The organism is Chelativorans sp. AA-79 (assembly GCF_029457495.1).
GTDB lineage: Bacteria > Pseudomonadota > Alphaproteobacteria > Rhizobiales > Rhizobiaceae > Chelativorans.
The window spans coordinates 1,317,633-1,340,573 of sequence record NZ_CP120361.1; the positions used below are offsets into that span (position 1 = coordinate 1,317,633).

General features: G+C 66.6%; 20 protein-coding genes. 11 read left to right on the top strand and 9 right to left on the bottom strand.

The annotated features are described in order from the left end of the window. The first annotated feature begins 95 nt into the window (after nt 1–95). From PVE73_RS06525 to PVE73_RS06545, 5 genes are all read left to right on the top strand, one after another. On the top strand, nt 96–1,088 hold the full coding sequence (locus tag PVE73_RS06525; protein ID WP_277366177.1) for a sugar kinase: 993 nt from the start codon (nt 96–98) through the stop codon (nt 1,086–1,088). Next, a complete protein-coding gene (locus tag PVE73_RS06530; RefSeq protein WP_277366178.1) occupies nt 1,085–2,335 on the top strand; it encodes a class II D-tagatose-bisphosphate aldolase, non-catalytic subunit in 1,251 nt (416 codons plus the stop codon). The genes PVE73_RS06525 and PVE73_RS06530 overlap by 4 nt, the downstream gene beginning before the upstream one ends. Before the next feature lie 19 nt (nt 2,336–2,354). Then, nucleotides 2,355–3,431: a Gfo/Idh/MocA family oxidoreductase gene (locus tag PVE73_RS06535; RefSeq protein ID WP_277366179.1), complete on the top strand. Its 1,077-nt coding sequence runs from the start codon at nt 2,355–2,357 to the stop codon at nt 3,429–3,431. Next, nucleotides 3,431–4,261, top strand: coding sequence for a sugar phosphate isomerase/epimerase (locus PVE73_RS06540; RefSeq protein ID WP_277366180.1), 831 nt, complete (start codon nt 3,431–3,433; stop codon nt 4,259–4,261). Before PVE73_RS06535 ends, PVE73_RS06540 begins: the two co-directional genes overlap by 1 nt. Nucleotides 4,262–4,331: 70 nt before the next feature. Then, nucleotides 4,332–5,027, top strand: a complete 696-nt coding sequence (locus PVE73_RS06545; protein ID WP_277366181.1) for a ribulose-phosphate 3-epimerase — start codon at nt 4,332–4,334, stop codon at nt 5,025–5,027. A gap of 74 nt (nt 5,028–5,101) precedes the next feature. Here PVE73_RS06545 and PVE73_RS06550 read toward each other — a convergent pair whose 3' ends face one another. From PVE73_RS06550 to PVE73_RS06580, 7 genes are all read right to left on the bottom strand, one after another. Then, complete coding sequence (locus PVE73_RS06550; protein WP_277366182.1) at nt 5,102–5,989, bottom strand: nucleoside hydrolase; 888 nt, start codon at nt 5,987–5,989, stop codon at nt 5,102–5,104. Further along, nucleotides 5,986–7,368, bottom strand: a complete 1,383-nt coding sequence (locus PVE73_RS06555) for a dipeptidase (protein WP_277366183.1) — start codon at nt 7,366–7,368, stop codon at nt 5,986–5,988. The genes PVE73_RS06550 and PVE73_RS06555 overlap by 4 nt, the downstream gene beginning before the upstream one ends. Then, on the bottom strand, nt 7,365–8,684 hold the full coding sequence (locus PVE73_RS06560) for an amidohydrolase (RefSeq protein WP_277366184.1): 1,320 nt from the start codon (nt 8,682–8,684) through the stop codon (nt 7,365–7,367). The genes PVE73_RS06555 and PVE73_RS06560 overlap by 4 nt, the downstream gene beginning before the upstream one ends. After that, a complete protein-coding gene (locus PVE73_RS06565; protein ID WP_277367364.1) occupies nt 8,681–9,742 on the bottom strand; it encodes an ABC transporter ATP-binding protein in 1,062 nt (353 codons plus the stop codon). Before PVE73_RS06565 ends, PVE73_RS06560 begins: the two co-directional genes overlap by 4 nt. Continuing rightward, nucleotides 9,739–10,530 carry an ABC transporter permease gene (locus PVE73_RS06570; protein ID WP_277367365.1) on the bottom strand — a complete coding sequence of 264 codons (792 nt, stop codon included), beginning with the start codon at nt 10,528–10,530 and terminating at the stop codon, nt 9,739–9,741. The genes PVE73_RS06565 and PVE73_RS06570 overlap by 4 nt, the downstream gene beginning before the upstream one ends. Then, nucleotides 10,527–11,354, bottom strand: coding sequence for an ABC transporter permease (locus tag PVE73_RS06575; protein WP_277366185.1), 828 nt, complete (start codon nt 11,352–11,354; stop codon nt 10,527–10,529). Before PVE73_RS06575 ends, PVE73_RS06570 begins: the two co-directional genes overlap by 4 nt. A 107-nt stretch (nt 11,355–11,461) precedes the next feature. Continuing rightward, on the bottom strand, nt 11,462–12,478 hold the full coding sequence (locus PVE73_RS06580; RefSeq protein ID WP_277366186.1) for an ABC transporter substrate-binding protein: 1,017 nt from the start codon (nt 12,476–12,478) through the stop codon (nt 11,462–11,464). Between the two features lie 324 nt (nt 12,479–12,802). Here PVE73_RS06580 and asnB point away from each other — a divergent pair, with 324 nt between their 5' ends. Genes asnB through nadE form a run of 4 tightly spaced genes read left to right on the top strand, consistent with a single transcriptional unit; the run spans nt 12,803 to nt 17,579 of the window. Further along, the gene (gene asnB / locus PVE73_RS06585; RefSeq protein WP_277366187.1) at nt 12,803–14,743 is read left to right on the top strand and encodes an asparagine synthase (glutamine-hydrolyzing); all 1,941 of its coding nucleotides are present in this window, start codon (nt 12,803–12,805) and stop codon (nt 14,741–14,743) included. A gap of 12 nt (nt 14,744–14,755) precedes the next feature. Next, nucleotides 14,756–15,025 carry an acyl carrier protein gene (locus PVE73_RS06590; RefSeq protein ID WP_277366188.1) on the top strand — a complete coding sequence of 90 codons (270 nt, stop codon included), beginning with the start codon at nt 14,756–14,758 and terminating at the stop codon, nt 15,023–15,025. Nucleotides 15,026–15,045: 20 nt separating this feature from the next. After that, entirely contained in the window at nt 15,046–16,590 is a 1,545-nt protein-coding gene (locus PVE73_RS06595; RefSeq protein ID WP_277366189.1) for a class I adenylate-forming enzyme family protein, read from the top strand. Then, on the top strand, nt 16,587–17,579 hold the full coding sequence (nadE, locus tag PVE73_RS06600) for an NAD(+) synthase (RefSeq protein ID WP_277366190.1): 993 nt from the start codon (nt 16,587–16,589) through the stop codon (nt 17,577–17,579). Before PVE73_RS06595 ends, nadE begins: the two co-directional genes overlap by 4 nt. 749 nt (nt 17,580–18,328) lie before the next feature. Here the strand turns inward: nadE and PVE73_RS06605 are convergent. Together PVE73_RS06605 and PVE73_RS06610 are read right to left on the bottom strand one after the other, a co-directional pair. Then, nucleotides 18,329–19,444 carry a hypothetical protein gene (locus PVE73_RS06605; RefSeq protein WP_277366191.1) on the bottom strand — a complete coding sequence of 372 codons (1,116 nt, stop codon included), beginning with the start codon at nt 19,442–19,444 and terminating at the stop codon, nt 18,329–18,331. Further along, nucleotides 19,441–20,133, bottom strand: a complete 693-nt coding sequence (locus tag PVE73_RS06610) for a HemK/PrmC family methyltransferase (protein ID WP_277366192.1) — start codon at nt 20,131–20,133, stop codon at nt 19,441–19,443. The genes PVE73_RS06605 and PVE73_RS06610 overlap by 4 nt, the downstream gene beginning before the upstream one ends. A 223-nt stretch (nt 20,134–20,356) precedes the next feature. On the opposite strand from PVE73_RS06610, the gene PVE73_RS06615 reads away from it, so the two are divergent. Continuing rightward, a complete protein-coding gene (locus tag PVE73_RS06615; RefSeq protein ID WP_277366193.1) occupies nt 20,357–21,667 on the top strand; it encodes a lipopolysaccharide biosynthesis protein in 1,311 nt (436 codons plus the stop codon). 5 nt (nt 21,668–21,672) lie between these two features. Further along, complete coding sequence (locus PVE73_RS06620; RefSeq protein ID WP_277367366.1) at nt 21,673–22,836, top strand: GNAT family N-acetyltransferase; 1,164 nt, start codon at nt 21,673–21,675, stop codon at nt 22,834–22,836. Nucleotides 22,837–22,941: the final 105 nt, after the last annotated feature.

Consider the following 22,941-nt stretch of genomic DNA (forward strand, 5'->3'; position numbering starts at 1 on the left):
AGGCAGGCGCTCCTGCCCGTCCGGCTACCAAGGCGATGCCATCGCAGGACAGTGAAGTCAAAACAATTTTAACGCGATGAAAGAAGTGATTTTACGTGCCAAAAGAAATTTCCTTTGACAGCGGAAAGGATAGTCGCCGCCCGGTGCGCGTGGGCGCGATCGGAGAACTCCTGGTCGAGTTCGTCGCCGCGCAGAAGGACACGCGGCATCTCCGCCCGGCGGATTACCGGGGGCCGTTCCCATCGGGCGCGCCGGGCATCTTCATAGACCAGGCCGCCAGGGCCGGGGCAGAGGCCATATTCGCGGGCGCCGTGGGCGCGGACGCCTTCGGCGCCGTTATCCGCGAGCGCCTCTCGTCGGCAGGCGTGGACGATCGCCTCATCCGGACCGCCGAAGGCATCCCCACGGGGTCGGCCTTCGTCGCCTACAACAGCGACGGCAGCCGCGATTTCGTCTTCAACATCGCCCATTCGGCGGCAGCCCGCCTGCCGGAGGCGGAGGAATGCGTCGCCGTGCTCGAAGCGTTCGGCGTCGACGTCTTCCACATCTCCGGCTCGGCTCTTGCCGATCCCGCCATGCGGACGACGGCCCTTGCCGTCTGCCGCGCGCTTGCGGAACGCGGCGCTGCGATCTCGCTAGACCCGAATATCCGCAAGGAACTGCTCGGCGAAAGCGGCTATCTCGATGCGCTGTGGGAGCTGATGGAGCTTGCGGCTTATGTCCTGCCGAGTGACGCGGATGCGGAGGTGCTCTTTCCCGGCGAGACGTTTGCCGCTTATGCGGACCGGCTCCTTTCCGCCGGCAAGCATGCGGTTGTGCTGAAGCGCGGGGAGGAGGGCTGCATAGGTGTGGCGCGAGGCGGGGAGATGGTCTCCATCCCCGCGCACAGGGTCCGGATGGTCGACCCGACGGGAGCGGGCGACTGCTTCTGCGCCACCTTTGTCACACACTTTGCCGGCGGGCGGAGCCTCAGCGATGCGCTCGCCTATGCAAACGCCGCAGGCGCGCTCGCCGTCGGCAAAATCGGGCCCATGGAGGGCAATTCGAGCCTTGGCGAAATCCAGGCGCTGCTGGAGGCTAGCACGTGAGCATCCTAGCCGATGTGGTCGCGGCGAACCGGGCTGGAGAGCGGGTGGCCCTGCCGGCCTGGTGCACGGCCCATCCGGAGACGCTGAGCGCCGTCTTCGCGTGTTACCGTGAAGGTGATCTGCCCATCCTGGTCGAAGCGACCTGCAACCAGGTCAATCAGGTCGGCGGCTATACGGGCATGACGCCGGCTGATTTCCGTGGGTTCGTCGAGGATCTCGCCTGCCGTGAAGGCATCGATCCCGGCCGCGTCCTTCTCGGCGGCGATCATCTCGGCCCCAATCCGTGGAAGAACGAACCCGCCGAAACCGCCATGGAGAAGGCCCGCGCCATGGTGGAGGCCTATGTGCGCGCGGGCTTCACCAAGATCCACCTCGACGCTTCCATGGCCTGCGCCGACGACACCGATCTCGACGAAGAGACGATGGCCGCCCGCGCGGCCGAACTCTGCGTGGTCGCGGAAACGGCGGTGGAAGGCGAGCCGCTCTCTTATGTCATCGGCACGGAGGTTCCCATCCCCGGTGGCGAGACCGAGGCGCTGGACGGTCTTGCGGTGACCGCGCCCGAGGCGGCAGGCCACACGGTGGAACTCCACCGCCGGGCCTTTTCCGCGCGCGGCCTTGCCGGTGCGTTCGAGCGCGTGGTCGGCCTCGTCGTGCAGCCGGGGGTCGATTTCGGCAACGGGCAGGTCTTCGCCTTCGAGCCCGCCGAGGCGGAGGCGCTTGCGGCATCGGCGTCGACTCTCCCCGGCATCGCCTTCGAGGCGCATTCGACCGATTACCAGAGCGAGGAAGCCCTGTCCGCGCTCACCGCCGCGCATTTCGCCATCCTCAAGGTGGGGCCGGAGCTCACTTTCGCCTATCGGCAGGCAGTCTTCGCGCTTGCAGGCATCGAGAGGGAACTGGATGTCTCCGAGCCGTCCCGGCTCATCGAAGCCGTTCGTGCGGAGATGGAGGCCGAGCCGACACATTGGCGGTCCTATGTGGCGCGCGGCCCGCGCGAAACACGGATGATGCTCTATGGCCTCTCCGACCGCGTCCGCTATTACTGGCCGCGACCGGCGATCCGGAAGGCGCTCGCCCGGCTGAGGGCCAATCTCGCCGCGCATCCGCCCGAGCCGGGACTGGTCGCGCAGGCCATTGGCCGTCCGGTGGGCACGCTCGCGCCCGGCACGGATCTCATGGAAGCGACGATGCGGCTCATGGTCGGTGACGTCGTGGCGAAGTACCGGCGGGCCTCGGGCCTGTAGGGGAAGGGAGATTCAGTCCATGCCTGCCAAGGAAGACCGGCGCCTGAAAGTGGGTGTGCTCGGCTGCGGGCCGATCGCCCAGGCGGCGCATTTCGAGAGCTGCAACAAGGCGCGCAACGCCGATCTCTACGCGATCTGCGACGTGGCTGACGACCTGCGCGAGCGCATGGCGGCGACCCACGCGCCGGAGAAGAGCTTTTCCGATTATGACGCCATGCTGGCCGACCAGGCGCTGGAGGCCGTCGTCATCGCGACCTCCGATGCCTTCCACGTGCCGGCGGCGCTGCGCGCGCTGGAAGCCGGCAAGCATGTGCTCGTGGAAAAGCCGCTCGCCGCGAGCGTGGAGGAGGCCGAAAGCCTGCGCGAGGCCGTGGCGCGCTCTGCCAGGGTGCTGCAGGTGGGTCACATGAAGCGCTTCGATGCGGGCATCGAGGCGGCAAAGGGGTTCATCGAGGACGGCATGGGAGAGATGTCGGCCTTCAAGGGCTGGTACTGCGACAGCACGCACCGCTATCCCATGACGGATGCGGTGCAGCCGCTCATAGTCACCAGCGCCCGGGCGCGCAAGCCCGCCGGGAATCCGAAGGCGGATCTCGACCGCTATTACATGCTCGCCCATGGCAGCCATCTGGTCGACACTGCCCGCCATCTGGTGGGGGAGATCGCGGCGGTGGAGGCGCGGCTCTCGCGGCGGGCCGGCATGCGCTGCTGGTTCGTGAATGTGGAGTTCGCGAACGGCGTGCTCGGCCATCTGGATCTCACCGTCGCGGTGCGCATGGACTGGCACGAGGGCTTCCAAGTCTACGGCGAGAACGGTTCCATCATCGCGAAGACCTTCAACCCCTGGTACTACAAGACGAGCGAAGTCGACATCTTTAAGGAACGCGACGGCGCGACCCATCGCGTTCTGGGCGCGGACGGGCATTTCTACCGCCGGCAGCTCGAGGGATTCGCGGACACGATCCTCCACGGCAAGCCGATGCGCGGCGCCGATGTCGAGGACGGCATCGCCTCCGTGCGCGCCATGGCCGCCATCGCCCGCTCGGCCGAAAGCGGCAGGCCGGTGCGGCTGGCCGATGTCACGGGCCCGGTCTGATGCGGCTCGGCATCTTCGCCAAGACCTTTCCGGGGAATGATCCGGGCACGGTGATGTCCGCCGCGCGCCGCGCCGGCTATGCGGCCGTGCAGTACAACATGGCCTGCTCGGGCCTGCCCTCGATGCCCGAGGCTGTCGCGCCGGAGGTGGCGGCGGCCGTCGCCCGCGCCGCGCGCGCCAATGGCATCGCGATTGCCGCCGTCTCGGGCACCTACAACATGATCCATCCGGATCCAGCCGTCCGCGCGGACGGCCTCAGGCGGCTGGCCGTCCTCGCCGAAGCCTCTTCAGCGCTCGGCACCGACCTGATCACGCTCTGCACCGGCACGCGCGATCCGGCCGACCAGTGGCGCGCGCATCCCGACAACCGGACGCCGGAAGCCTGGCGGGACCTGCTCGTCGAGATGGAAAAGGCGGTGCTGCTCGCCGAGCGACACGATGTTCGCCTCGGCGTCGAGCCGGAGCTTGCCAACGTGGTCGATTCCGCCGAGAAGGCCCGGCGGCTCATCGACGAGATCGGAAGCCCGCGCCTCGTCGTCGTGCTCGATCCGGCCAATCTTTTCGAGGAAGCGCTGCTGCCGCGGCAGCGGGAGATCGTCTCCGAGGCGATCGGCCTGCTCGCCGGCCGCATCGTCATGGCGCATGCAAAGGACCGCGACGCGGCCGGCCGCTTCGTGACGGCGGGGCGCGGCGTGCTCGATTACAAGCACTATCTCGCCCGCCTGAAAGCGGCCGGCTTTTCCGGCGATCTCGTCACCCACGGCCTTGCGGCCTCCGAAGCGCCCGCCGTCGCCGCCTTCCTCTCCGGCCTGCTCGCGGAGCTGCCATGACGTTGCCGCTCCTTTTCCAGCGCGGCCGGGTTCCACCGCCATATCGTCACGTTCATCGAGGCTCACCGACATGCCCCAACCGCCCGCAGACTGGCTCGCGCGCCTTCCTGCCGACCGCCTGATCGCCGAAGTCTCCATGTGGTCTGCCGACCTCGTGCGTCTCGCGGACGAAACGGCGCGCATCGAGCCTTTCGCCGATATGCTTCACGTCGACGTCGCCGACGGGCATTTCGCGCCGGCGCTGCTCTTCTTCCCCGATCTCGTCGCCCGCATGCGTGCGCTGACGGCGCTGCCGATCCATATCCACCTCATGGTGCGCGACGAGATCCTGCTCGCCCAGATCGACCAGTTCGCCGAAGCCGGCGCGGATCTCGTCAGCATCCATGCGGAGAGTGCCGCTGTTGCCTCCGAGGCCCTCGACCGGCTAGAGGCGCTCGGGCTCGCAAAGGGCATGGTGCTGCGGGTGGAAACCCCGGTCGAGGCGGCCGCGCCCTGGCTGAAGCGGCTCGATTTCCTCACCTTGCTCGGCACGGCGATCGGGGTGAAGGGTCAGGGGCTCGATCATCAGGCCTGCGCACGGTTGGAGGCGACCGGCGGGCTCATCGCGGCGGAGGACCGGCGCATCGTTCTCGCCGCCGATGGCGGCATCCGCGAGCACACCGTGCCGCAGCTTCGCGCCGCCGGCGCGGAGACCGTCGTCATGGGCTCGCTCGCCTTCGGTGCCGAGGACCTTTCCGCGCGCATGCGCTGGCTGCACGCGTTGTAGCCGGCCACGGGATTGACGAGATGATTCAGGAGGGCGGCGCAAGTCTTTGCGGCGCCTTCCGGTTTCGACTCCCGTTAAAGTACGCTCGCAAGAAGATCGAGCGCTTTCTCCGCCTCCACCTTCATCGCCACGTCGAGCATGTGTCGGCCGGGTCCGAGCGCGCCGGCGAACTCGCCTGCGCTGCAATCGACCGAAAGCGCCATGCGCCCGGTCGTGAAGAGCTCCGGATGGAGCGCCAGGATCGGCACGCAGGGATCGTGCAGCGGCCTGCTCTCGCCGCCTGTCGTCGCGTCGAAATAGGCGGCGATGAGATCGCGCACGGCAAATGCTGCCGGCGTGCCGAGGGCGGCCAGCCGGTCGAGATAGGCCCGGTCGGCGCGCACCTTGCGCGTCACGTCGAGCGGGATCAACGTGAACGGCAGGCCGGCGGAAAAGACGATCTCGGCCGCTTCCGGATCATGCGCGATGTTGAACTCCGAGCGCGCGCCCACATTGCCGCGCTCGTGCACCGCGCCGCCCATGGCGATCAGCTGTCGCACACGGCGCGCCGCCTCCGGCGCATCCGTGACGAGCCGCGCGATGTTCGTCAGCGGGCCCAGCGCCAGAATATCGACCGTACCGTCCGGTACGGCCATGAGCGTATCCCTCAGGAAACCGACAGCGTCCGACCCGGCGGGCGAGGCGGCAGGATCGGGGAACCGCACCCCTCCGAGCCCGTCCTGCCCGTGAACCCGGATTTCATCAACGCCGCCGCGGGCCAGCGGTCTCTCCGTTCCCGCGTGTACCGGCACGTCCGCTCCGGCCAGCGCCAGGATGCGCAGCGCGTTGCGGGTCGTCGTTTCGATGCCGATATTGCCGGCCACGGTCGTGATCCCCGCCACCTCCAGCTTCGGATGGGCGAGCGCGAAGAGGAGGGCGATGGCGTCGTCGATGCCCGGATCGGTATCGATCAGGACCTTCATGCCTGCGCCAGCCTTTCGAGGATGCGCACCCAGCTACGGATGCCCTTGTGGTAGCTCGACAGGTCGTATTTCTCGTTGGGCGAATGGATGCGGTTGTCGAAGCGCGCGAAGCCGACGAGCAGCGCGTCCGCACCCAGATATTTCTTCAGCGCGCCGACGATCGGGATCGAGCCGCCCGTGCCGCCGATCGCGGCATCGCCCCATTCCTCGGCCAGTGCGGCGAGCGAGGCCTTGAGATACGGCCCGTCCGCCGGCATGCTGACGGCCGGCGACAGCCCGTGGTCTTTGAATTCCACAGTGCAGTCCGCCGGCATGCGCGCCTCGACATGGGCGCGGAAGGCATCGCGGATCTTCTGCGGGTCCTGCCCCGCCACGAGGCGGAAGGAGACCTTCGCATGCGCCTTGGCGGGGATCACGGTCTTGAAGCCCGGCTCGGTGTAGCCGCCCCACAGCCCGTTGATCTCGCAGGAAGGCCGCGACCAGACCTGCTCCCGCACGGAGCGGCCCTTTTCCCCAGCGGGGATCGACAGGCCCACATCGGCCAGGAACTTCTCCTCGTCGAAGGGCAGGCGCGACCACATCCTGCGCACCTCCTCCGGCAGTTCCTCGACGCCGTCATAGAAGCCCTCGATGGCGACGCCGCCGTCCGGAGTCCGAAGGCTGGCGAGGATTTCCGTCATCAGGGTGAGCGCGTTGCGCGCGGCGTTGCCGAACATGCCCGAATGCAGGTCGCGGTCGGCGCAGGTGATGGTCATCTCCTGGCCGACGAGCCCGCGCAGCATGGTGGTGATGGCGGGGGTCTTGGCGTCCCACATATCCGTGTCGCATACGAGCACCGCGTCACAGGTGAGTTCCTTCGCCGTTTCGTCCAGGAAGGGGAGGAGCGAGCGCGAGCCGCTCTCCTCCTCGCCCTCGAACAGGAAGCTCACGCCGACGGGCAGCGCGCCGCGCACCTCCACCCAGGCCCGGCAAGCCTCCACGAAGGTCATCAGCGCGCCCTTGTCGTCGGATGCGCCGCGCGCCACGATATGCGTGTCGCCATCGGGGGCCGGGCGCAGGGTGGGCTCGAAGGGATCGGTCTCCCACAGCTCCAGCGGGTCGGCGGGCTGCACGTCGTAGTGGCCGTAGAAGAGCACGCGCGGCTTGCCCTCCGGCGCGGGCAGATGTCCCACCACCATCGGGTGGCCCTCAGTCGCACGCGGGCTCGCATCGGCACCGAGCGATTGCAGATCGTCCGCGAGCCACTCCGCCGCGCGGCGGCAGTCCTCCGCGTGCGCCGGATCGGTGGAGATCGATGGGATGCGGATCAGCTGGAACAGGCGCTGAAGGCGCGTCTCGATCGTCGCGTCCACATGGGCGAGGATGTCTTCGGTGCTCATGCTTTTCTCCTGTCGATCTCTTCGATGCGGGCGTTGAACTCGCCGGCCACCTGCAGCGCGTCGGCGATCACCTTCGGTGCCTCCAGCGAAAGCACCTCGCGGTCGCGCATCAGCCAGCGCCCGGCCACCATCACGTCCCGCACATCCGAAGGCATGGCGGCGAACACCAGCGTGGCGTAGACATCATAGACTGGCAGCACACGCGGGTCATCGAGCCTGATGCGGATCAGGTCCGCCTGCTTGCCGGGCTCCAGCGAGCCGATCTTCCCGTCCATGCCCAGCACGCGCGCGGCCTCCAGCGTCGCCATGCGGATCACGTCCACCGCCGGCATGGGCTTGCGGCTCTGGCCCAAGAGCTTCTGGAACATGGAGACGGGGCCGAATTGCGAGAAGAGGTCGAGCGTGTTGCCGCTCATCGGCCCGTCCGTGGCGATGCCGACGGGAATGCCGCGCTTGCGCATCGCCTCCACCGGGGCGATGCTGCGCCCGGCCTTGGCGTTGGAGCGCGCGTTGTGGGCCACGCGCACATCCTGCTCGGCCATGCGATCCATGTCCTCGTCGGTGACGAAGAGGCAGTGCGCGGCAACGAGGCCGGGCTTCAGGAGCCCCGCCTTGTCCACCACCTGGACGGGGCGCATCCCATGGTTCTTCTGCGCCCACTCGTTCTCGCTCACCATCTCGGCCATGTGCAGCTGCACGGGCACATCCGGATGGGCATCGGACCATTCGGCCACGCGCCGCATCACCGGAATGTCGGTGGAGTAGGGCGCGTGCGGGGCGATCGAGGCGGTCACTCGCGGATGGCCGGCGAACATCTCCGCCAGCTCCTCGGTAAGTGCAAAACCTTCGTCGAAGCTCTTGTGGTCGGGCGCGCTGAAATCGGCCAGCGTCTGGCCGACCACGCCGCGCATGCCACTCTCGTCGATCACGCGGCCCACCTCGGTCTCGAAATAGTACATGTCCGCCACTGTGGTCACGCCGGCGCGGATCATCTCCAATGCGGCGAGCCGCGAGCCGATCGCTACGGTGCGCGGCGTCACGCATTCGCGCTCCAGCGGCAGCACGTAGCGGAACAGGCGGTCGTCCACGTCCTCGCCCAAGCCGCGGAAGAGCGTCATGGTCATGTGGCAGTGGCTGTTGACCATGCCGGGCATGAGGAGGTCGCCGCCCATGTCGACCACGTCGCCGCCTTCCGGCGGCGTGCCCTGCCCGAGGGCGGTGATCGTCTCGCCCTCGATCCGCACCCAGCCCTTTTCGTATTCGGTCAGGCCCTGATCCATGGTCAGGATGCGGGAACTGGCGAGGGTCAGGCTCATGCGGTTTCCGCGTTCAACAGGCAGCATTGGTCGGGATTGGGGAGAAGCGTGACGGCGTCACCCGGCGCAAAAGGATCGGAGAGCGGCCCGTTCGCCACCACCTCGCCTGCCGGCGTCTCGCAGCGATACTGATAGGCGCGGCCGAGATACGTCCTGAGGCCGATCCGCGCCGGGATGCCTGCGCCCTCGCGCGCCACTGTCAGCCCCTCGGCCCTTGCGGCGAAGACGAAGTCGCGCGCCGGTACGGTGAAATCCGCCTTGTAAAGGTCGAGCGTGGCGCCGCCGGCCATCTCCGCCCGCACGCCGTCGCCGGCTTCAGCAATCGCCTTCATGCGGATCATGTTCTCGAAACCCACGAAATCGGCCACAAAGGCGTTGGCCGGGCGGGAATAGAGCACCTCCGGTGAATCGAGCTGCTCGATGCGGCCGGCATTCATGATCGCCACGCGGTCGGAGATGGAGAAGGCCTCCTCCTGGTCGTGCGTCACGTAGAGCGCGGTGGTGCCGTTGGCCCGCTGCAGCCGCCGGATCTCCACGCGCATGTCGACGCGCAGCTTGGCGTCGAGATTGGAGAGCGGCTCGTCGAACATCAAAAGGGGCGGCTCGATCACCAGCGCACGGGCGAGCGCCACGCGCTGCCGCTGGCCGCCGGAGAGGTTGGCGGGGTAGCGGTCGGCGAAGCCCGAAAGCCCGACGCGCTCGATCATCTCGCCTGCCTTGGCGCGGCGCTCGGCGGTTCCCATGCCGCGCTGCTTCAGGCCGAAGGCCACATTGTCGAGCACTGTGAGGTGGGGGAAGAGCGCATAGGTCTGGAACACCAGGCCGATATTGCGGCTGTGTGCGGGCAGACGCGTCAGGTCGCGGTCGCCGAGGCCAATCGTGCCAGAGGACGGCTGCAGGAAACCCGCCACAAGGCGCAGTGTCGTGGTCTTGCCGCAGCCCGACGCGCCGAGCAGGGAGACGAGTTCTCCCTCGGCCACATGGAGCGAAAGGTCGTCGAGCACCTTGGTCGGGCCGTAATGGGCGGAAACGTTCTGGAGGGTCAGCGATACGGTCATTTGGTCAGGAAGGTCAGGCCGAGCGTCCATTCCACCACCGCCATGACGGCGACGGTGACGCCCATCAGCAGAACCGACACGGCGGCGATCGTCGGGTCGAAGAACTGCTCCATATGGGCGAGAAGCTGGATCGGCAGGGTTGAGATGCCCGGCCCCGTCAGGAAGATCGAGGTCGAGACATCGTTGATGGAGGTGATGAAGGCGAGGATGAAGGCGGCGATCACGCCCGCCCGCACATTGGGCAGGACCACCGTAAAGAATGCTTTCCAGCGGGGGCAGCCGAGCGACACCGCCGCCTCCTCGATGGAGAAATCGAAGCTGTTCAGCGAGGCGCCGACGACACGCACGCAGTAAGGCAGGACGAGCAGCGCGTGGCCGATGAGCAGGCTGAGCGATATCGACAGGCCGAGGCCCGTCGCCACGGACTTCATGAGCGAGAAGCCGAGCACGATTTCCGGCACGAGGATCGGCAGCACGAAGACATTGGGCAGGAATTTGGGAAGCTCCACCCGGTAGCGCGCCATGGCATAGGCAGCCGGCACGCCGATCAGCAGCGAAAGCGCCGTGCCGCCGACCGCCAGCACGAAGCTCGTCACCATGGTGCGGCGGAAGGCGGAGATCTCGAAGATGTTCTCGAACCAGCGCAGCGACAGGCCCTGCGGCGGGAAGGTGAGGAAGCTGGTGTCCGACAGCGCCGTGCCGATGATGATGACCAGCGGACCGATCAGGAAGAGGAAGGTCAGCGCCGCGAAGGCGATCAGGAGAGGATTGACGCGCTGGTTCATCAGCCGGCCACCGGGTTCAGCCTGCGCGCGAGGCGGGACATGAGGAGCACCGTTGCAAGCGTCACCGCCGTCATCACGGCAGCGATGGTGGAGGCGCCGACCCAGTCGAAGGTCACCATGGCGCGCTGGTAGAGGAAGGTGCCCATCATCATCTGCCGCTCCCCGCCCAGGAGCTGCGGCGTGGCGTAGGAGGTGAAGGAGCCGGTGAAGACGAGCACCGACCCGACGATCAGGCCCGGCACCGCCATGGGCACGATCACCTGCCGGAAGGTCGCTGCCGGCGTGGCGCCGAGCGAGGTGGCGGCGTCCGTCAGATCACGCGGGATGCCTTCCAGCACGCCGACAAGCGTCAGGATCATCAGCGGCACGAAGAGATAGACCATGGCGACGATCACCGCGCCCTCGGTATAGAGCATCGACAGCGGCTCGCCGATCAGTCCGAGGCCGAGCAGGGCCTTGTTGAGGATGCCGTTCTTGCCGAGGATCACCAGCCAGGCGAAGCTGCGCACCACCACCGAGGTGAGCAGCGGGAAGACCGCGGCGATAATGAGGATGCTCTTGATGCGTCCCGGCGCGCGCGCCACCACCCAGGCGGTGGCGAAGCCGACGGCGACCGAGATCGCCGTCGTGATCAGCGCCACCTCCATCGTGCGCCAGAGCACCGTGCGGCGGAAGCGAGAGGTGAAGAACTCGATGTAGGGTGCGAGCGGGCCGGCCGCCTCGCCGAAGGTCGTGGCGAAGGTCGACAGCACCGGCAAGCCCAGGCAAAGCGCGACGAAGAGCGTCGCGGGGATGGCCAGGACCCAGGCGAGCATTCGTGGGGTCATGCGGTTTTTTTGCCTAATGCCGTTCTTGGAAGTCGCCGAGCGAAGATGACTCGTCCCTCACCCCCCTCTGGCCGGCAGGCCAGAGGGGGGTGAGGGACGAAGGGCAATCACATCCCGAAGATCTCGTTCCAGCGGTCGATCCATTCGGTCTTGGCCGCGTTCATCTTCTCGTAGTCCATGCGGTTCAACGAGGAAATCACCTCCTCGCCATAGGTCCACAGCGCGGCCTGCTCGGGCGTGAGTTCCACCTCGGTGTTCACCGGGGCATCCACGCCCTGTTCCGCCTCCACCTGTTGCACCTCCGTGGACAGCAGGAAGTTGATGAACTGGTGCGCGAGGTCGACGTTCTCGGCCCCGGTCGGGATGTTGACCGTGTTGAGCGTGGCGATGTCGCCGTCCTCGAGCGCGGCCCAGTTCATGGTGGGCACGGCTTCCGTGAGGGAGGCCAGCGTGAAGTCCTGCGCGACGGCGACGGTCACCTCGCCCGTCGAGACCAGGTTCACCATCTCCGAGCCGGTGTTGTAGTTCTTCACCGTGTTCGGCTTCAGTTCCTCGATCGCGGCGAAGGCGGCGTCGGGATCCTCGTAGGCATCCACGCCGGCATGCTTGCCGGCCTGGACGACAACCATCGGGCCGGCGGTGGTCGTGATGCCGGGCAGCGTGATCTGGCTCTCCAGGTCCTCGCGCCACAGATCGTCCCAGGAGGTGAGCGGCTCCACCTTGGCGCTGTCATAGACGATACCGACGCGGCCGATCGTGTAGGCCGGGCCGTAGTCGCCCTGCGGCGCCTGGGCGAGGTCGTAGAGCTTCTCGATGTTCGGGATCTTCGAGCGGTCCACTTTCTGGAACACGCCGTCCTCGATGCCGATCTGCGAATAGCTGTCGGTCAGGAAGATGACGTCCACGCCCCTGCCGCCGCGTGCCTTGAGCTTGTTCAGCCGGTCGGCGTTGTTGCCGGTCTCGAAGACGATCTCGCAGCCGCAGATCTGTTTGAAGGGCTGGATGATGTTGGCATCCAGCTTCTCGCCGTTATAGCCCCACCAGGAGATGGTGAAGGTCTGAGCGGATGCGGTGCCGGCGGAAAGAACGAGCGCGAAGGCGCCGAGAACGAGAGACTTTTTCATGTGCCATCCGTATGGTTGGAGCCGCGAGTCTTCCAAGACCGTATCTCCGCCAAAATCCGTGCACAAGCAAGCGGTGGAATCCGGCTTCCAACAGCAGCCTCGGGTCGCAAACTATTGTCTCTGCGCGCAAACTAGGCAAGGCCGGCATTTGCACTTTTTGTGGGCAACCGCTGCCGGTGCGCGGCATTTTAGCCGATCTCCCACGGGAATTTTTACGCTGTTGCCGGCAAATGCCTGCTGTCGGACTTGCAGCGCGCTGATATATCCAATTGTTAAGATGCGCGGCGTTATGCGATAGCGCCGGAGAAGAAGGGGCGTTTCCAAGTGTGCGGGTTCGGCGGATATATCGGCGCAGGCGTCGCTGAGGCGGAGCCGCTTTTGCGGCGGATGGCCTCGGCCATCGCCCATCGCGGGCCGGACGAGCGCGGAACCGCCGTGCTCGACGGCGCAGGCCTCTGCCACACGCGCCTTTCCATCGTCGGCCTCGCCGACGGCCAGCAGCCCATGGCCCTCGACGGCGGGCGCCTCACGATCGCCTTCAACGGCGAGATCTTCAACTATGTGGAATTGCGCGAGGCGCTGATCGCCCGCGGCCGCACCTTCCGCACCGCGAGCGACACGGAAGTCATCCTCCATCTTTATGACGAAAAGGGGCCGGACTGCCTCGCCGATATGAACGGCGATTTCGCCTTCGCCATCTGGGATGCGCCGCGCCGGCGCATGTTCCTCGCGCGCGACCGAATGGGCGTGCGCCCGCTCTTCCATACGACCGTGGGCGACCGGCTCTTCTTCGCCTCGGAGGTGAAGACGCTCCTGCAGGTGCCGGGCGTGACGGCGGAGATGGACCCCTTCGCCCTCGACGAGATCTTCACGCTCTGGGCCCCGATCGCACCGCGCACCGCCTTCAAGAACATCGAGGAACTCGAGCCCGGACACATGATGCTGGCGGAGGACGGGCGGCGGACGATCCGGCCCTACTGGTCGCTCTCCTTCCCGGAACACGGCGCGCCGAACCGCCATACGGACGAGCGCGCCGCGGCCGAAGAGCTGTGCGCGCTGCTCACCGATGCTACGCGGCTGCGCATGCGCGCCGACGTGCCGGTCGGCTCCTATCTCTCGGGCGGACTCGACTCCTCGGTCATCTCGGCGCTCGCCGCCGGCATGACGCCGGAGGTGCTGCGCACCTTCTCCGTCGCCTTCGACAGCGCCGAGCATGACGAGAGCGCGTTCCAGAACGAAATGGCGGCAGCACTTGGCACCATGCACGCCACCGTCAATTGCGGAGAGGGCGATATCGCCGCCGTCTTCCCGGACGTCGTCCGCTTCACCGAGCGCCCTATCCTGCGCACCGCGCCCGCGCCGCTCTTCAAGCTCTCCGCGCTGGTGCGCGAAAAGGGGCTCAAGGTCGTGCTCACGGGAGAGGGGGCCGACGAGGTCTTCGCCGGCTACGACATCTTCAAGGAGGCGCGGGTGCGCCGCTTCTGCGCGCGCCAGCCGGGCTCCCGCATCCGCCCGCATCTCTTCCGCAAGCTCTACCCCTATCTTCCCGGCCTCAAGCAGCAGTCGGCCGAGTATCTCGCCGCCTTCTTCGGCGCCGGCACGGATTCGCCCGACGACCCGCTCTTCTCGCACAGGCCGCGCATGCGGGCGACGGGTGCGGCCAAGCTCTTCTTCTCCGCCGAGTTGCGCGAGACATTGGCCGGTTACGATGCGGCGGAGGAGCTCGCCTCGCGCCTGCCGGAAGCCTTCTCCCGCTGGCACCCGCTGCACCAGGCGCAATATCTGGAATCGCGTTTCCTGCTCCCCGGCTACATCCTGTCGAGCCAGGGTGACCGCATGGCCATGGCGCACGGCATCGAGGGGCGCTTCCCCTTCCTCGACCACCGGCTGGTGGAGTTTGCCACGACGCTCCCGCCCGGGATGAAGCTGAAGAGCCTTGTCGAGAAGCATATCCTGCGCGAGGCGACCAAGGGTCTCCTGCCGGAATCGATCCTGCGCCGCACGAAGCAGCCCTACCGCGCGCCAGACAGCGCATCCTTCCGCGGAGCGGGCGAGAGAGACTATGTCCGCGAGGCGATGAGCGCGGAGAGGCTCGCCGCCGGCGGGCTCTTCAACCCGGCATCCGTGTCGAAACTCTTCGCCAAAAGCCGTCAGCAGCCGCTTTCCGGCTTCCGCGACAACGCCGCCTTCGTCGGCATCCTCTCGTCGCAGCTCTGGCTGGAGACCTTCACCGGTTCACGCATTCGCGCCGTTAAGGCCGCATAATTGGAGATTGGAATGGCAGACAACATCAAGGATCAGGTCCGCGCCTTCATCGTCGAGAATTTTCTCTTCGGCGACACCTCCGCCCAGATCGACGACGACGCCTCGCTGATCGAGAACGACGTCATCGATTCCACGGGCGTGCTGGAGCTCGTCGCCTTCATCGAGGAGCGCTTCGGCGTGACGATGGCGGACGCCGAGATCGTCCCGGCGAACCTCGATTCGCTTGACCGCATCACCGCCTTCGTCAGCGCGAAGACGGGCAAGGAATCGCTCAACGCCTGAGCGGAAGGCTGGAGGCCGGCATGCGCGTCGAGGAATTTCTGCGGGGCAGCGCCTCGCGCAACGGGGAAAAGACCGCCCTCGTAAGCGGGTCCACGCGGCTCACCTATGCCGAATTCGATGCGCTGACAGACCGCCTTGCGGCCGCTCTCGCGGCGAACGGCGTGCGCCGCAACGACCGCGTTCTCGTCTTCATGGACAATTCGTGGGAGGCGGCTGTCTCCATCTTCGCCGTTCTCAAGGCCGGTGCCACATTCAGCCCCATCAACGCCTCCACCAAGGCCGAGAAACTTGCCTACATCATCAGCAATTGCGAAGCCGCCGCGATCCTCACGCAGGCCAAGCTGATGCCGGTCGCGGCCGAGGCGCGCGCACTCCACGGCAAGCCTCTTCTGCTGATCTCCACAGAAGGCCGGGGCGGTACCGTACCGGATGGTACGGTACCTTTCACGCAGTGCCTGAAGGCCGACCCCGCGCCGGTTACCCATCGCGGCATCGATCTCGATCTCGCCATGCTCATCTACACCTCCGGCTCCACCGGCCGGCCCAAGGGCGTGATGATGACGCATCGCAACATCGAAGCGGCCGCCACCTCCATCACCACCTATCTGCGCAACACGCCTGACGACATCATCCTCAACGTGCTGCCGCTCGCCTTCGACTACGGGCTCTATCAGCTCCTGATGTCGGTCAAGATGGGCGCCACGCTGGTGCTGGAAAAATCCTTCGCCTTCCCGCACGCCATCTTCGAGCTCATCCGCAAGGAGAAGGTGACCGGCTTCCCCATGGTACCCACCATGGCGGCGATGATCCTGCAGATGCGCGATCTGGAGCCGGGCTTCCTGCCCAGCCTGCGCTACATCAGCAACACCGCCGCAGCACTTCCGCCCTCGCATATCGCGCGGCTGCGCGCGCTCTGCCCCGGCATCGAGCTCTATTCCATGTACGGGCTCACCGAGTGCAAGCGCTGCACCTACCTGCCGCCGGAAGAGCTCGACCGCCGGCCGGATTCGGTCGGCATCGCCATCCCCAACACGGAAGCTTTCGTGGTGGACGATGACGGCCGGCCGGTCCCGCCCGGCGAAGTGGGCGAACTCGTCATCCGCGGCCCGCATGTCATGCAGGGCTACTGGCGCAACGACGAGGCGACGGCCAGGATGCTGCGCCCCGGCCTCAATCCGTGGGAGAAGGTGCTCTACACGGGCGATCTCTTCCGCATGGATGCGGAAGGCTTCCTCTATTTCGTCGGCCGCAAGGACGACATCATCAAGACGCGCGGCGAGAAGGTCGCGCCCAAGGAGGTGGAGGCGGTGCTCCACACCCATCCGTCGATTGCCGAGGCCGTGGTGGCGGGCGTCACCGATCCGGTGCTCGGCCAGGCCATCGCCGCCATGGTCGTCTCCAGGGATTCCGCGCTCACCGAGCGCGAGGTCATCCGCCACTGCTCGCAGCAGCTGGAGGATTTCATGGTGCCCAAGATCGTGAAATTCGTCGCCGAACTGCCGAAGACCGACACGGGCAAGGTGAGCCGCAGGCTCGCCGCCGAAACGATAGAGCCAGCCGAATGAACTCCACCGCGTCCTTCTCCGCCGCCACCCTCACCATCGATCCCGCCGCCGAGGCGGAACGGATCGTGGCCGCCCTGCGCGAGCAGCTCCGCTCGCTGCGCAAGCGCGGGCTGGTGCTGGGCGTTTCCGGCGGCATCGACTCCAGCGTCTCCACCGCGCTCGCGGTGCGGGCGGTGGGCGCGAAGAATGTCTGCTGTCTCTTCATGCCCGAGAGTGATTCCGACCCCGAGAGCCTCGAGCTCGGCCGGCTCGTCACCGAGACTTTCGGCATCGAAGGCATCGTGGAGGATATCGGCCCGAGCCTGAAGGCCATGGGCTGCTACGAGCGGCGCGACGGCTTCATCCGCAAGCTCGTGCCGGATTACGGTCCCGGCTGGGCGTCCAAGATCGTCATCTCCAACGCGCTCGAAGGTGCGGCCTACAACATCTCCTGGCTCGTGGTGCAGGACCCGGAAGGGAACCAGAGCAGGCACCGTATGAGGCCGGAGGTCTATCTCGGCATCGTCGCCGCAACCAACATGAAGCAGCGCACCCGCAAGCAGATCGAGTACTACCACGCCGACCGGCTGAACTTCGCTGTGATCGGCACGCCGAACCGGCTGGAATACGACCAGGGCTTCTTCGTCAAGAACGGCGACGGCGCGGCCGACGTGAAACCCATCGCGCATCTCTACAAGTCACAGGTCTACCAGCTCGCCGAACATCTCGGCGTGCCCGAGGAGATCCGCCGCCGCCCGCCGACGACCGACACCTATTCGCTGGCGCAGACGCAGGAGGAGTTCTACTTCTCGCTGCCCTACGACCGGATGGACCTCTGCCTCTACGGGCTGAACCACGGCCTTCCGGCCGGCGCTGTTGCCGCCGCCGCCTCACTTACCGAGGAGCAGTTGCAGAGCGTGTGGGCCGACATCGCCGCCAAGCGCAAGGCGACACGCTACCTCCACCTCCCCCCGCTCCTCGTCGAGAAGGTGGAGGAGGTCGGGGGTTAGAGAACCTCTCCCGCATCGCAGGCATTGAGGATGAGGAGCACCGGCACTCAGCCTGCATCCCGCTCAAAACGGGGATGGAATCCGCCCCTCCGGAATTTTTCTCGCCCGCCAACCCTCTGTTCCCACTCGCTATTCTCTGTTTCGCCACTCGCTCGTTGCACTGTTTTTCTCCCCACTTCCTCCAGCCGGTTTATTCTTGCTCCATCGCTCTCGCGGGAACCGGATGCGCACCGGGTGTTCGGGAGGGCGGCGGAAACCTCCCTCCCCAGGATCGGAACCCGGGGATCCGAGGGCCCGCGACAGGCCGGCGGTGCCGGGGCGGTGGGTGTGAGACGCCGTTTCCGGAAAAACGGATGCTGGGTGAGAGACGGCATCGCGGAAACCGCGGAGAAGCCGCCAGGGCTCTCCTCCGGCCCGGCAGAGACCACCCCCTTCATTGGGTGCAGCCGGGAAGGAGAAGGGTCCGAGTGATCGGCCGAGGTCGGGACAGACTCCGGCGGGGGTGAGGAGCGGTCCGCGCAGCGGACGAACGCCCGGAGCGAAAGCGGAGGGCCAAAGGGAGCGCCTTTTTTAATTTTGTGGCGTGAACGGTGCGCCCCGCTTCCCAAACCAATCAATGGCCAGACGCGAAAGCGGGCGTGGCGACGGTGAGGCACGGCTTGATGTTCGGATCACGGAAACGGCGACGCCCTTCGCGCTTCCGGGATGACGATGAGGGCGTCACTCTCCCGCGAGGGGTGGATGGAAACTCACGCGAACCGGCTGCCGATCAGGCGGCTCCAGTGCTCGCCGGCGATGCCGTTGAGGAAGGCGGTTCCCTCCCGGCAGGCCCGCACGATCCCCGGGTCGCGCGCGTGCACCACGGTCGAGGCGAGGTGGGTGAAAGCGATGCGTCGTCCCAGCATGGCCTCCAGAAGGGCCGGTTGCGTGCGTCCGCGCAGGCCGGACAGCCCGCTTTCGGCGGCATGGGCGAACATGGCGTCGATCACGGCGCCCGCCTGGCCGGGCAGCGCGAGCACCTGCAGCACGCGCCCCGTCTCACCGGAGGCGGCATGGTAGAGGAAAGCACCCACTGTCTTGCCGGTCTTCGCATCCACCCGGCAGAAGGTGGCAGGCCCGTAATCCTCCTTGCGCTCGGCGTCGCGCAGGATCTCTTCCAACTGGCCGGAGGCCCAGGCGGGGCGGAGTGCGAACTGCTCCGTCAGGGGCGCCACGAGCCCCGCGAACTCGTCCCGCGAAATCGCCGAGGCCTTGAAGGCGCCGGCGCCCTTCCAGTTCTCGGGAATGCCGGACCAGCGCAGGGCATCCGCCGCCATGCGCCCGCGCAGGGCACCGTCCGCCAGGCCGGCCAGCGGCGAGAACAGCCTGATAGCGCCGAGCTTCGCCGAAGCAAGCTGGTTGGCGAAGGAGAGGGGCCGGATCACGCGAACCCAGTCGAGGCTGTATTGCGGCAGCTGCACGCCGCGCAGCCTGGTCCACATGGCGGCCGAGACCTCGCTCGCCGTCTCGCTGAAGGAGAGGTCCTGCGGGCCGGCGAGGAAGGCTTTCATGAGCCGCGCGCCCGCCATCGGATCGCTTTCGCGATCCTCCACCATCAGCGAGCCGCAGACCGCCGCCCGCAGCGGCCTCTGCTCCAGGGTCATGGGCAGGGCGTTGACGCCGATGAAGCCCGAGATGCTGCCGTCGTCCTTCAGATGCACGAGGGGACCGATCTCCGGGTCGTATCCGGGGAAGTCCAGGTAGAGGCGCCGCAGATAGGCGGACAGCGCTTCGGGCGCCGGCCGGCGGGGATCGCGGAAGATGCGCTGGAACAGGCCGGCCACCGCCGGGATATCTGCTTCCTCCAGCGGCCGGATGGCCGTCATGCCGCCCGCCTTCGGGCGATCGCAACGCGCGGCTTGCCGGCCGCGTCGGAAGCGAAGCGGGCCTCCTCGTAGATGCCGGCGCGCTTCAGCAGGATCGCCACCTGCCGGTCCTGTCCCTCGCCGAACTCGAAGGCGAGCCAGCCTCCGGGCTTCAGGAAGGGTGCGGCCTCGCGCACGAGGCGCTGGTGGATCGAAAGCCCGTAGGGGCCGCCGTCGAAAGCCTCCCGCGGCTCGTTTTCGAGCAGATGGGCGCTTTCGCTTTCCAGACGGGAGGTGGAGATGTAGGGCGGGTTGGAGACGATCATGTCGACGCCGCCTTCCAGACCTTCGCCCGCCAGCCCGGAGAACAGGTCCCCCTGCGCCACCTTCACCCGATCGGAAAGGCCATGGCGCTCCGCATTCCGCCGTGCCAACGCCACGGTGCTGTCGGTAAGGTCCGATGCCCACACCCTTGCTTCGGGAACGGCCCGGGCAATGGCGAGCGCGAGATTGCCGGAGCCGCAGCACATGTCGATCACCGCCGGCTCTCCGGGCATGTCGCGCAGCAGCTCGATCGCGCTGCGGCCCAGAAGCTCGGTCTCTTCGCGGGGCACGAGCACGTCGGGACCGATCTCAAGCTCCAGTCCCATGAAGCGCACGGAACGCGCGGCCCCCGAACGGTCCGAGGAATTCGTCTCTTCTTCTGCCATTCCGGTCGCTCCCCAGGGTGAACTGAGGCCATATAGGGCGAAGAGGGTAAACGGAGCTTGAAGCCGGGCAGGGCGAAGAACGGCGCTTGCGTTAACCCCACGATCATTCCGATAGGGTATTGGAGGCCGAACCGGGATACAGTGGGGTCGTCCGGATCCGTTCTTCCGTCTTAAGCGGACAAGGTGTACAGCGGGCCGGACAGGTACCTGGGTGCGGGGTCGGATGTTTGGTGGCAGGCGGATCATAGGCGATTTCGGGTTCGTCCTGAGGACGTCGGTCGCCTATATGGCATCGGGCGGCAGCCTCATCGTCAGTTCGGCCGCCCAGCTCGTGACCTTCGCCGTGCTCGCCCGATGGCTCGGCGTGCATGAGTTCAGCCTCTTCGTCGCGATCACCGCGATCTGCAGCGTGGCGCTCCATCTGTGCGGACTTGGTGCGATGGAAAGCCTCGTGCGGCGTGTGGCGCGGGATTCTTCCGTCTATCCTGTCATGCTCGGCCATAACCTCATCCTGACGGGCATCACCGGCGTTATCCTGGTCGCCGCGGGTGCGGTGATCCTGCCCTTCCTGTTCGAGCTTTCCGCCACGCCGGCGCTGAACGTGCTGTTCATCACGGCGATGCTCGTCACGAATATCGTGCTCGTCCGCCTCATCGTGCTCACCGAACAGATATTCATCGGGCGCAGCGAATTCGGCACCGCCAACAAGGTCGTCGTCGGCTTTGCGCTCGCCAGGACGGCCACCGCGGTGCTTGCCTGTATCCTGTTCGGCGTCTCGACCACTGCGGAATGGGCCGTCTGGCAGTTCGCCTGCCATGTGCTCGTCGTGCTCGTCTGCTTCCGCACGCTTCTCCGTCTCGGCCGGCCCGAGTTCAGGATCGTGCGGGAGGAGATCATGAACGGGATCTATTTCTGCGTTCCATTCATCCTGCGCGCCGCCCGCCAGAATGTCGATCTCATGGTGCTGAGCCTCGTCTCGACCGCCGAGATCGTTTCGAGCTACAGCGTCGCGCGGCGCATGATCGAGAGCAGCTATCTTTCCGTCGAGGCGCTCAACCGGTTGATCTATCCGGGCTCCGCGCGCGCGAGCGCGGAGGGCCTGCATCGCATCATGGAGCGGGTGAAGAAGGTCCTCTTCGCTGCGACGGCGATTTCGATCGCCGCGGCCGTCGCCGTCTACATCATCGCCCCGCTGCTCCCCTACCTCTTCGGACACGACTACGTCTCGCTCGTCTCCTTCGTGCGCCAGCTCTGCTGGGTCGTCGTCTTCCTCGCCATCTGGTCGGTGGCCGTGGAGGCGCTGGGCGCGGCCGGCAATCACGCCCATCGGGGGACCGTCATGTCGCTCGGCAGCCTCTTCGGCGCGGCCCTCACCGCCTGGGCGACATGGTACGCGCCGCCGGAGGGGACGATCATCTCGTTCTATGTGATCGAGTTTGCGATGGTCGTGGCCTCCTGGCTCGTCCTGGTCCACGCGATGCGCAGGAGCAAGGGTGCTTCCGCCGACGCGCTTCTGAAGGAGGCCCGGTCGTGAATGCGATGGAAATGCGCAGCGCCGGCCAGGTGAGCGCGAATGCGTCCGATGCGGCGCCCCCGGCCCCCCTTACGGAGCGGAAAGGGCGCGTCCGTCCGATGGAGATGAGCGACATCCCCGCCGTGGGCAAGCTCTTCAACTGCATCTTCCGCCGGAACGACGTGGACGCGAACGCCGAGCTCCACCGCTACCTGGAGACGGCATTCTTCACGAGCCCGCTCTACGCGCCGGAATATGGCAGCATGATCCATGAGAATGCCGCGGGCGAGGTCGACAGCGCCGTCCTCTCAATCCCCATGCAGTTCCGGGTCGGCGACCGGAAGATCACGGCGCGGCTTCTATGCGCGTTCATGGCCAAGGGGAAGTCCGGGGCGCTCGGGGCCGCACATCTGGCACGAACCCTCAGGGCAAAGCGCCAGGACTTCTGCTTCTCCGATAACGCCTCCCCCGTAAGCGCCGACCACTGGGAGGCGGGGGGCGGCCATATCCTGCCTATCCAGAGCATGGAATGGCGGCGTGTGTTCCGCCCGTTCGCAAGCGGTCTTCAGCGGCTCTTCAGGGTCATCCCCGCCGCCGGGCGGCTTCCCCTGCGCCTTGCCGCTGCCCCTTTCGACCTGTTGGCGCGGCGGTTCTTCTCCTCGTTCACGCCGGCCGCGGAGCCGGGATACCGCGTCGAGTCCGCGGAACTCGAAGAGTTCCGGCAGCACGCCGACAGGCTCCTGCAACGGTTCTCGGTGCGGCCCGTCTGGTCGGAGGAGGAGTTCTCCTGGCTCGTGGGGCTCGCGGCGAAGAACACCTCGTGCGGCACGCTCAACTGCCGCAAGGTTCTCGACCGGGACGAAGAGACGATCGGGGCCGTGCTCTATTTCGGCCAGCCGAAGGGGATCGCCCGGGTCCTCAACATCATCTGCGAGAAGGGCAGGGAACGCGAGTTCATCGAGCAGATCTGCGCCTTCTTCAATGCCGAGGGATATTGCGACGCACGCGGCATGGCACAACCCTTTCTCATGAAGGCGATCATGCGGCAGCGGCAGCTCACCTTCAAGCATTCGGGCTATTTCTGCCTGACGACCCGCCATCCCGAGATCGTGCACGCGGCACTTCACGACGACATTTATGTCGGCGGCCTCGCATCGGAAAGCTGGAGCAATCTGGTTGTTTCGTCCTGAAATGTTGCGTGACCTTAAAAAAGACCATTTAAGACGTAGTAAACCATACGATCGTAGAGTACGCCGTCAGGTGTAACGCGGCTGCGACTTCTGGCTGATCCGAGT